13 protein-coding genes are annotated in these 10,030 nt (G+C 40.1%); 3 read left to right on the top strand and 10 right to left on the bottom strand.

Features of this window, described 5'->3' with window-relative positions; genetic code table 11:
- Positions 1-538 precede the first annotated feature (538 nt).
- The 5 genes from cbpB to GJU40_RS16895 form a co-directional block, all read right to left on the bottom strand.
- Entirely contained in the window at positions 539-982 is a 444-nt protein-coding gene (cbpB, locus tag GJU40_RS16910; protein WP_154309250.1) for a cyclic-di-AMP-binding protein CbpB, read from the bottom strand.
- A 189-nt stretch (positions 983-1,171) separates the two neighbouring features.
- Positions 1,172-1,366 carry an antirepressor AbbA gene (gene abbA / locus GJU40_RS16905; RefSeq protein WP_154309249.1) on the bottom strand — a complete coding sequence of 65 codons (195 nt, stop codon included), beginning with the start codon at positions 1,364-1,366 and terminating at the stop codon, positions 1,172-1,174.
- Between the two features lie 94 nt (positions 1,367-1,460).
- On the bottom strand, positions 1,461-1,979 hold the full coding sequence (locus GJU40_RS16900) for a ribonuclease H-like YkuK family protein (protein ID WP_154309248.1): 519 nt from the start codon (positions 1,977-1,979) through the stop codon (positions 1,461-1,463).
- A gap of 527 nt (positions 1,980-2,506) precedes the next feature.
- Entirely contained in the window at positions 2,507-2,653 is a 147-nt protein-coding gene (locus GJU40_RS20755) for a hypothetical protein (RefSeq protein ID WP_170289444.1), read from the bottom strand.
- A gap of 9 nt (positions 2,654-2,662) precedes the next feature.
- A complete protein-coding gene (locus GJU40_RS16895; protein WP_154309247.1) occupies positions 2,663-2,902 on the bottom strand; it encodes a YkuJ family protein in 240 nt (79 codons plus the stop codon).
- A 179-nt stretch (positions 2,903-3,081) separates the two neighbouring features.
- Between GJU40_RS16895 and GJU40_RS16890 the strand changes: the two genes are divergently transcribed.
- Entirely contained in the window at positions 3,082-4,038 is a 957-nt protein-coding gene (locus tag GJU40_RS16890; protein ID WP_154309246.1) for an MBL fold metallo-hydrolase, read from the top strand.
- Positions 4,039-4,043: 5 nt separating this feature from the next.
- On the top strand, positions 4,044-4,277 hold the full coding sequence (locus GJU40_RS16885) for a glutaredoxin domain-containing protein (RefSeq protein ID WP_154309245.1): 234 nt from the start codon (positions 4,044-4,046) through the stop codon (positions 4,275-4,277).
- Between the two features lie 257 nt (positions 4,278-4,534).
- On the opposite strand, the gene GJU40_RS16880 is transcribed toward GJU40_RS16885, so the two are convergent.
- The 5 genes from GJU40_RS16880 to fadH form a co-directional block, all read right to left on the bottom strand.
- A complete protein-coding gene (locus tag GJU40_RS16880) occupies positions 4,535-5,431 on the bottom strand; it encodes a manganese catalase family protein (RefSeq protein ID WP_343031592.1) in 897 nt (298 codons plus the stop codon).
- Positions 5,432-5,606: 175 nt separating this feature from the next.
- Positions 5,607-6,323 carry a DUF3993 domain-containing protein gene (locus GJU40_RS16875; protein ID WP_154309244.1) on the bottom strand — a complete coding sequence of 239 codons (717 nt, stop codon included), beginning with the start codon at positions 6,321-6,323 and terminating at the stop codon, positions 5,607-5,609.
- Between the two features lie 248 nt (positions 6,324-6,571).
- The gene (locus tag GJU40_RS16870) at positions 6,572-6,817 is read right to left on the bottom strand and encodes a hypothetical protein (RefSeq protein ID WP_154309243.1); all 246 of its coding nucleotides are present in this window, start codon (positions 6,815-6,817) and stop codon (positions 6,572-6,574) included.
- 55 nt (positions 6,818-6,872) lie between these two features.
- On the bottom strand, positions 6,873-8,090 hold the full coding sequence (locus tag GJU40_RS16865) for an EAL-associated domain-containing protein (RefSeq protein WP_154309242.1): 1,218 nt from the start codon (positions 8,088-8,090) through the stop codon (positions 6,873-6,875).
- 110 nt (positions 8,091-8,200) lie between these two features.
- A complete protein-coding gene (gene fadH / locus GJU40_RS16860) occupies positions 8,201-8,998 on the bottom strand; it encodes a 2,4-dienoyl-CoA reductase (RefSeq protein WP_212029879.1) in 798 nt (265 codons plus the stop codon).
- Positions 8,999-9,118: 120 nt separating this feature from the next.
- Here fadH and GJU40_RS16855 point away from each other — a divergent pair, with 120 nt between their 5' ends.
- Positions 9,119-9,988 (top strand): metallophosphoesterase, encoded by an 870-nt coding sequence (locus GJU40_RS16855; RefSeq protein WP_154309252.1) that lies wholly within the window; start codon positions 9,119-9,121, stop codon positions 9,986-9,988.
- Positions 9,989-10,030: the final 42 nt, after the last annotated feature.

The raw sequence follows: 10,030 nt of genomic DNA, 5'->3' as shown, positions 1-10,030 counted from the left end.
AAAGAAAATAATATCCAATTTTTGGATAACTGGGTTCAATTACAACCCCCTAGACTTTTTGGCTCTGAACGAATAAGCTTGGATGGTAAAATTATACTTAAATTACATATAGAGTAAACTCAGTATACCCTTGTGGATATTTTTACAATGCTAGTGGAGTTTCTCCGTTTGTATAGCGAGTAATGTCCTTCACAGGGGCAATGAAGGACAAATATTGCAGGGAAATGTCCTTCATAAGGCCGATGAAGGACAAAACTGTCCTTCATAAAGTCGGTGAAGGACAAACTAGAGTGTAACAGCAAGTACTAGATGCCTCCCCAACTCAATAAAGAAAAAACCAATATAAAAATCCCGGTTAATCCCGAATAGGCCGTTTTTTCACCAGCACTTCATCATTCTCTTTTAAGTGCATGAGGCGATAAATCAATGGTTTGAATCACCTAAACGTCCAGGGAATTCTGGGTGTCTTTTGCTGAGGTAATTTTGCATAGTAAGAACTTTTAATCCAAAAGAAAAAAGGCCTCTTATTCAGAGGCCTTTATACGTCAACTCTCAACCTGGCTGTTTTTATTTGTTTTAAGATGGCTCTTCTAGTGAAAATTCCTTCAAAATAACCATCTTCATTTTCCACACACACAAATGGATGGTTAATGACCATTTCCAATCCTTTAGAAATGGAATCCTGCATTGTTAAGCACGGAATGTCCGTATTCATAGCTTCTTCAACTTTTAATTGATCCAGCTTTTCAAACTCAATTCTTTCCAGACCCATAATTTTATCCATAATCATATTGGTCCCGATTAAACCGTGCAATTTGAACTGAGGATCCAGCACAGGAATTGCTGTGTAGCCTGAACGGGTCAAGACCAATAAAGCATGTTCCAGATTGTTTCCAAGCTGCACGTGGGCAACCTTTTCTCCAGAGATCATTAATTCCTGAATGGAGGTTTTCATTGCTTCCTCTGAATGTAGACTAAACATGTATGTCTTCCTCTCTTCCTACGATGACAGTACCAAATACCCCTATCTTTTATCACGTAAACTGCTTACCTTGTTATTTTATCATATATGAATTGCTGTGTGGATGTGCCAATAAGCGGCAGACATACACTCGCAAAATGTCGAAAAAAATAAAACGACCCTCTTAAAAGAGCATCGCTTTATGTACGTTTACAGCATCCCGAACCTTAAACGGTCATATAAACATATCAGTTTTTTATATCGCTGTTCATCAACAGTTTTCAAACCGTTTTCTATATCATTAATTTCACTGGTTATTAGCTCAAGTGCATACTGCTGGTTCAGTAGCAGGTCCACTAGTAATACTTGGTCATCTGTTGATAAATTTTGTACTGCCAGGCTCATTTCCCTTTTTACCCCCTGTTCTATTGACCGTCTTCCATTCAAGAATAATCAATTTTCCCAGTGCATGCAACCGCAAGTTTCGACACATTCGGCATTACCTTGTATACCTATTGGCATAGCCGAAAGCAGTATAGGAATCTGGTTTGATTTTCGCTTCAACTCCCATTGCCAGAACCCTTCCAGTCATTTCTTGAATCAAATCCTTTGTTACCCCTTTTCTTCCTATATCCAGGTGAATTTCAAACGTTAAGTCTGCCCCTTCATCTGAGAATGGAATGAGGAGTTCAGAAAGCTCAACCAAATAATCAGAGGTAAAATGATATGCAACTTCCTGACTAAGAGATGTCTCTATAGATATTTTTTCGTGAATACTGTTAATCTGTCTATTAATAAAAGTATTCTGAAGGCACCCCCATGCACCTTTCCCTTTGCGGTGTAAATGGATCGCTGTTATAAATTTTGTATCTTTAGCATGCACATGCGAATCGGTACCTACAGATAGGACATATTCAGATCTAGGGTCTGCCGTAATAAACGTTTTAAGCCGGTCAATCACATCTTCAAACGACATGTCCTTTTCAGATACATTATAAAATATCTTCCTATACTCCATTATGTCTCTCCTTTTCTAAAGTCCTCTTCTTACCATATACGCTTTTTAGCTAAAATATGAAACTAACAGCATTCTGCATTGTAAAGTATTTGTAAAAGTCAAGAGATCATGACACCCCATGTACAAGATCAAAAGAAAGGTGTCTGACCATTTTGGTGCCTCAGATTAATGCTGCTCCGGGGCAAAAGCGGAATACACCGGCTAAATAGGCTTTTTTCATGCTGTTTGTTCAATAAGCGGAAAAGGTTATGCCTATTCAATGAAAGGATTCATCAGCTTCCCTTATTTTCACTAAATAACTCATTTCTGCAAACAACCGGGACGCTCCGCTCATTTTTTTACTCGTTGGTTAACAACCTAAGATAACAAGGTATGTTTAATTTAAATATTGATTTCATACCAGAAAAAATGGACAACAACTTAGACTGATTTTCCATTCTTACTTACTGAATAAACATACCTATTAAAAGTTTAAAAAGTGATATTATTTAATGCAACCTAAAAAAAACAGCCTCAGACAGAGACTGTTATCCTTTGCTTGTCCTGATATTGCGCAGAATAAACCTGCAATCAGGACATGTAAATATGACATTTTGATTCGACTGGGCTGTTAGTACTTCTGTTAATGGCAGCTGCTTTAAGCAATTGGGACATTCAACATTCGGTACTTTCATTATTTCCTCCTATGCCTGCAAAAGATCAAAGATTTCAATGGCAATCATATCAATGTTATCGAATTGATATGATTGAGGTTTTTCACCTTTTTGGTATACTTCGAGCTCAAATGTACTGCTTTTATCAAAAAATTTGACGCTGCATTTTTTTTCGCCGTCAACCTCAAAATAACGCTGCATCGGCTCACCAGAAGTATTAGATTCCTGCAGGCTTTGTAGTCTTGTAATAATGCCCAATAATTGTGACATAGTTATTTCTCCTTCCGAAAGACGAAGTTCACGTTTCGTCTCTGTATTTACTTTAAGTATTGTACCCTAACTTTGGCTATCTAACAAAAGTCAGAAAAATGAATGAATTACTTTACTCCTTGCAGACCCGCTACTACAATAATAGTGAGATGCCTTTATTTTAAACAAGGAGGAATAAGATGGCAACTATTCACCGTGTTTCTGAATCAATTTCTATCATAGATACACATGATCTTGGCAGGAAAGCCAGAACAAGCGCTTATCTTCTCCATGAAGAGAAACTAACCTTAATTGAAACTTCGGCCAGCCCTTCTCTGCCTCATATTCAGGCGGGATTAGAAGCTCTTGGCTGCAGCTTGTCAGACCTTCACTACATTATTGTCACTCATATCCACCTTGATCACGCAGGCGGCGCCGGCCTTCTTCTTGAAAAATGTCCAAATGCAACCCTTATTGTCCACCCAAAAGGAGCCAGGCACCTCATAAATCCCGAAAAATTAATTGCAGGCGCGAAAGCAGTTTATGGTCCGGAATTCCATAGGCTGTTTCACCCTGTTGTTCCTGTTTCGGAGGAAAGAATCATTGTAAAACATGATCAGGAAACTTTAGACCTTAGTCCTTTATGTACATTGAAGTTTTATGATTCACCTGGTCATGCAAATCATCATTTTAGTCTGTTTGAAACAAGAAGTAAAGGATTATTTTCAGGGGACTCACTTGGAATTTTTTATCAGGAACTCTTGCCGCAGGGAAAACATTTCTACCTTCCTTCTACATCACCTAATCAATTTCATCCAGAAAACATGCTGAAAAGCGCGGAAAGAATGAGGTTACTGTCTCCTTCATTCATCTGCTTCAGCCACTTTGGAGTCAGCAGAGAACCCGAAAAGGTTTTTTCATCTCTAAATGAATGGCTTCCAGTCTTTTTGGAATGTACTGAAAATACCATCAAGAGAGAAGGAGATAAGGAGCCAGAGAAACTGGTACATATTTTAGGCAGCACGCTGCTTGAAAAAGTAAACCAGGAACTCGCCTCTCAAGGTGTTAGCATAACAGACGATTTATATGATATTCTTAAGCTTGATTTATCGGTTTGTGCGATGGGTCTGCTTCACTATTACTCAAAGAGGAGGTGATATCCTTGAAAACCGTCCATGTATATACTCAGCCGGAGTGTCCCCCCTGCAAAATCGTGAAACAATTTCTTGACCATCACAATGTACAATATACAGAATACGATATTAACAAGAATCAGGAAGCACGAAAAAAGCTGACAAGCGTTTACCGCTCTTATTCTACCCCAACTGTAATCGTCAACGAAGAAGCAGTAACAGGCTTTAACATAAAAAAGTTGGAAGAGCTATTAAATATTTAAGTTAACCTGCAGTCTGCTATATCTTGAAAGCATTGGAGATGGATAACAGTTGTATTTTTTCAGGAAGGGAGCCAAATTCCAAGCGGCTTTCCCCTTCCCACAAAGTCCTCAGGAATGAGCTTCTTCTGCTTAAGTTAAAATTCTAGAAAGTACGTAACAAGGCTGTGAAGCGCAAAATTTAAACATCCTTCTGTTCATCAGAAACGCTTTATGGACAGTTTACAGCATGCAAAAAAACCGGCACTGAAAATACCGGCCTAAATTCCTGCTGATCTTTGCAGTCTTCTTGCTATTTCCATAAAGTCTTCTTGTGATATGCCAGGAGCGAACTCTTCAGGCACCTCTTCGAAGTCAGGCATCGGTCCGCCGTCCGGAATTCCTATTATTACTTCCAGCGGCTGATTGTCAATCGGGTGAGTCCCCTTCCATATTTTGTCGATGTCTCTGTAATCTGTATCACTGAACGTATAAAGCTTGGTATGAACACGCTGCTCTTCAAATTTTCTGGCAGCTTCAAATTTCTTGTTATCAAGGTTTGGAATTGGAAGCATTTTTCCCAAATCCACTCCCGTAATGACTTCGAGCGCTTTGGCGTAGGCCACAATATGTACGCCTCCTCTCACCAGCAAATAACCGATCATTTCCCGGGCAGCCGGGTTATCTGTCATTTCATACACTCTCATTTTATGAGTCCTGGCACCGCATTCCAAAAAGAAATTGTGCAGCAGATCAAGCACCAGATTCCCGCTGCTGAACACATTGTCTCCTGTCCAAGGCCGGCCCATTGAATCGAATGGAAAAGATGTTTGTGCTGTTCCGATAAAATGGTACGTATTCCGTTTATCCACTGCCTCTCTCATTGGAGTGGAATCCGGAGGACCGGGGAATGTTGTTCCGGTTATCATTAAATTGATTGTATTGGATACAAGCTCCACATGGCCAAATTCCTCAGCTGTAATGCTCGCAACCAGATCATAAAAGGGCTTAAGCTTTTTTTTCTGACGAAAATTAAATGACTGATACATATAATTATTAAGAGTAGACATTTCACCGAATTTGCCCCCAAGCAGCTCTTGAACAGCTGCAGCTGCATTCGCATCAGGATGCTGCGGTCTCGGCAAATCGATTGCAAGCCGGTTCACACGTTTTATCACCGGTTACTCCCCCTTTGCGTTTTTATTTCCTACATAGGAGGATATGCAATCAGAAATTTGTCTTATGACAAGACAACCTGCACCCTCAATAATTACTAATAAGTTTCTGTACATTCAATTAATGACCAAAAAAAACAGCCCCTATCATTTTCAGGGCTGCTTGTTTTTGTTTTTGTTATTCAGCGGCTAATATTGACTGCTGCCGGTATTGATCGGAACCGCCGTTAAAAGCAAGCTTAAAAACAACATAGCTGGGAAATCTCTGACTATCGTCGTCGAAAATATTTCTAAACGGCTCCTTCACATCTTCCCAAAAGGAAGAGTATTGCTTTTTTGGCTTTTCGTCATTAGAAAGCTGAAGCTTTTCAGGATGAATGCCTCTTTTTTCAGTGATGACTCTCCCATCTTCAAGCTCCAAGACTTCCTTGCTTTCTATTATACTTAGTATGCGCGGCCCATTTTCTGTTTTTTCAATATTGACTGAGCCGTACATATCTTCATGATAAACCGGTCCCTCTGTAGGAGCGGGAAACAATTCGTGTACGAGAATAGATGTACTGTTTTCAACCATTATCGTTTTATTGTTGTAAGAGTAGAACGGGATTGTGGAAACTGAAAAATCCGTACCATACACAATATAACCGCCATCGAGCTGAACAGCTTGCTGTTTCAGGTATGTTTCAATAAAATTTTCAGAAAAATATGGTTTCAGTATTTGCTGCATTTCATCCAAAGAACGCTCTCTTTCTGATAAAGAAACCTGAGCTGCAAAGGCACTTTGTAAAAACTCATTCATCTCTTCCTTATGTAACTCTTTTGCATCTGCCGTCAGGCTGAAGCCTGCTAAGAGAGAAAAAACAACTGCCGCCATACACTGTTTTAAAATATTCATTATGTCACCTTTCCCTGTACTGCTAGTATATAAGATGTATACCACTCTTTACTTTTTTTAATCAGAATTCCACATAACTACCGAAAGATAGTGAGAAAGTCTCATGTTTATTCTGAATCATGTGGTTAAAGAAGCAGAGTTTAAGCAAATACAACATCATGAAGAAGGAAACTCATGGATGGAAGCAGGTGTTAATTTCAGCACTGCTAAAAAGGCATGCAGGGTAAGCTGCATGCCTTCGTTCTTATTCAGTATGTTCCTGCATATCTCACTGCCATATAAATAATGTAAGCAGTTATAAGAGCAGCTGTAATTAAATACGTAAGAAAAATTGGATTCCTCAAATAAGGATGCGCCTGAACTTTTGGGTTTATGTCTGTATCATGTTCACTTTGCCGGCTATCGACCATTTTACCGACTTTGACAGTATAAAACAATCCATAAGAAACGATGAGGAGAGCAACTACAGACAGCACGATACTAAACTTTTGCATAAGTCCGCTACCACCTTTTTACAGATAGCATTCCTCTCCCTTTCTTTCCTTATTCTTAGAGCAAGCCATCCTGCTCGTATAAATAAGAGTATGGAAGGTCAATAAACAGATACAGCTGTTCATCAATGGGATAAGAAAAAGTCCTAATCGTATCGCCTGTTTCAATATCTGTATAAAGATCGCTGAAGAAACCCTTTCGATCACGTCTCATCCTCAACATGTTTTCAAGAAAATATGGTCTCCAGCTCCAGTTTTTTTCATAATATTCTTCCTGGATAATCCAGTTATTGTTGTCTCTGTAAATATTCCCGGTCTGCTGAAAACCATCTTCATCACAGACATACATTCTAAAACTGCAGTCTGACATTTGTTCAGCCAGCTGAATCAGAAGAGTATTAAAATCTTTCGTTTCTTTTTTAAGGCTGGAAAGGTGCCCGTGTACCCGCAGGTGAAAGGCTTCCGTTTTCTGATATAACATTTCCAGCTTCTTTTTTTCAGTAACGATAAATTGATGAAATTCAGTTTTCAGCCTGCCCTTTAACAGATACTTATCAACAGAATGTTCTGCTGGATTCTGCAAATATGCGCCTTGAAAGTATCTTCCGCCGTTCTTCCAAGCGTACCTTAGCTGAAAATTCATCTCAATATCCTTATAAAGAAGATCCGCTCCGATTTTTCTCGCTAATAGGACGATGGAGTATAATACGTCGTTATATGATTGTGAAACTGAAGTCAAAGTCAGCGGCTTTAAATCGATTTTCAGTATATCAGGGGACAGCAGACCAATCCTGTTAAGGTTGCTGCTTTCCCCTCCACTATGATGAATTGACACTTTTATTCCATACGTACGGTAATAAGTGAGAAGATGGACAAGGCTCTTCATATCTCCATGATATTTGTCTGCTTTTATATCAAGCACTATGCGGTCCAGCGAACAGCCCTGTTTTTCAAATTCCTTAAGGAGCGATAAAAAACGCTCTCCTTGATCTGACATTAGCAGATTTACATCCCTGTGCAAAAAAATAAACACAGATGGTGCCGCATTGGGCAAATAGTTCAATGCCTTCCGAGCAATCTTATCTTCCACTTCAAGACGGTACTCATCCGGAACACTCTCATCCTGTAAAAAAGCTCCCAGGCTTTCTTCAGTACCGTCGACCACAATCTTACCGACCACTTCATAGCCGATGACACTTTGTTCATCCGCACTAAAAATTGCTCCATAGTGCGGTGAAATGCTTTCAATGTTTGTGATAACATCCAAAGGATCCATATGTACCCCCCCAGCATATCTCTTTATTCAGAATTATATCACAGCCTTGCATGCAGAGGGGGGTGATAGACTGCCGAAAACAGGACGAGCGGAAGAGATTTCTGCGATTTTTAAAACGGATGAGGGTTCAGCCACTGACCGCCGTCCATGGCGATACACTCTCCATTGATATATTGAGCTTCATCAGATAACAGAAAAGCAGCCAGCGCTGCAATTTCTTCCGGCTGCCCAAGCCTGCCGAGTGGAACACTGTTAATGGTTCTCTTTGCCGCTTCTTCAGACGTCCAAAGTTTCGCAGCACCGCCCGTCTGATCTATAGGCCCTGGGGCAATTGCATTGACTCGTATACCATAGCGAGATCCCCATTCAACAGCAAGAGATCTTGTCAGGGACAGTACCCCCGCTTTCGCTGCAGCTGAATGAATAATTCCGGCACCTGCCCCCCAGGCGTATGTGGCTACCATATTAATAATGGAGCCCTTTATTCCCTTTTCAATCCAATAATTCCCCGCAGCAGAACTGCAATAAAAAGTACCATTTAATACGATATTAATGACGGCATTCCAGCCATTCACAGTTAATTTCTCAGCCGGCACAATAAAGTTTCCGGCTGCATTGTTAACCAAAGCGTCCAGTCTTCCAAAGTGCTCGTCTGCAAATTGAATTAGCTCTTGTGCTTTTTCCGGATCTCTTACATCCATTTGAAACGTGAGTACCTGATCTTCATCTTTTTCTATTTCTTTCTTCGTTTCTTGAAGTGTTTCTAATGTTCTCCCAGTGATTATCACCTTTGCTCCACTTTCTGCAAATCTTTTTGCCATTGCTTTTCCCATGCCGCTTGAACCGCCTGTTACAATGATAACTGAGTCCCTCAATTTCAGCCCCCCTAAAAATGAATACTCATTCATTTTACCATAAATTTTCTTATTTTTCTAACTTCTGCTTCTTAGAGGAAAATAGATTAAGAGATGGCTGCTGTCGTGCTATAATACAACAAAAGAAACATGAAGAATGGTTGGTTTGGCTTTATGACAAAAACTTATTCAAGACGTACTTTCCTTAAAAAAATACTTTCAACCGCTGCTGCAGGATTAGCTGTTGTTTTCGGAGGATATGGGTATTCTCGGTATTTGGAGCCTCGCATGATGGAAAAAAACGAACTAACAATCTTGAGTCCAAAGCTTCCTCCAGGATTTGACGGTATTAAGATTGTTCAATTCAGCGATACGCATTTAAGCCCCTTCTACACGATAGAGCAGCTGGAAAAGGTAGTGGATGAAGTCAATTTACTATCCCCAGACATCATTGTGTTTACAGGAGATTTAATGGATGAACCAAATTCCTACAATGAAACAAACTTAATTTCCCCTGTACTATCTAAACTGAATGCACCCCTCGGGAAATTCGCTATTTACGGCAATCACGATCATGGCGGCTATGGTACTGATATTTACAGCAATGTTATGGATCTCTCAGGTTTCACTCTTCTGCGAAATGAAGCATTGCCTATCAAGCTTTTAGATCAAACTTCCATTATTATTGCAGGCATTGATGACTTGATGCTGGGACAGCCCGATTACGAGGGAACACTTGCCGGTTTTTCGGAAGAACAATTTGTTGTGTTTCTCGCACATGAACCGGATGCAGCAGAACAAGCTGCAGGTTACTCTGTCAATCTGCAGCTTTCAGGGCACAGTCATGGCGGACAAGTTCAGGTTCCCTTTTACGGCGCATTGGTAACCCCCCCTTTCGCAGATATTTATGTAGAGGGATTGTATCAGGTAAGGGAAAATTTCCAGCTATATGTGAACAGGGGACTTGGAACTACGAGAATTCCGTTCCGATTCTTGTCAGTCCCGGAGATTAGTATATTCACATTAAAACGTACTAAGAATTGAAAAGCCCCCTGCACAATGCAGAGGGCTTTTCATTTTTTAGGC

Origin of the sequence: Metabacillus lacus, assembly GCF_009674805.1 — a bacterium.
Lineage (GTDB): Bacteria > Bacillota > Bacilli > Bacillales > Bacillaceae > Metabacillus_C > Metabacillus_C lacus.
This window is presented reverse-complemented; position numbering and strand designations above follow the sequence as displayed.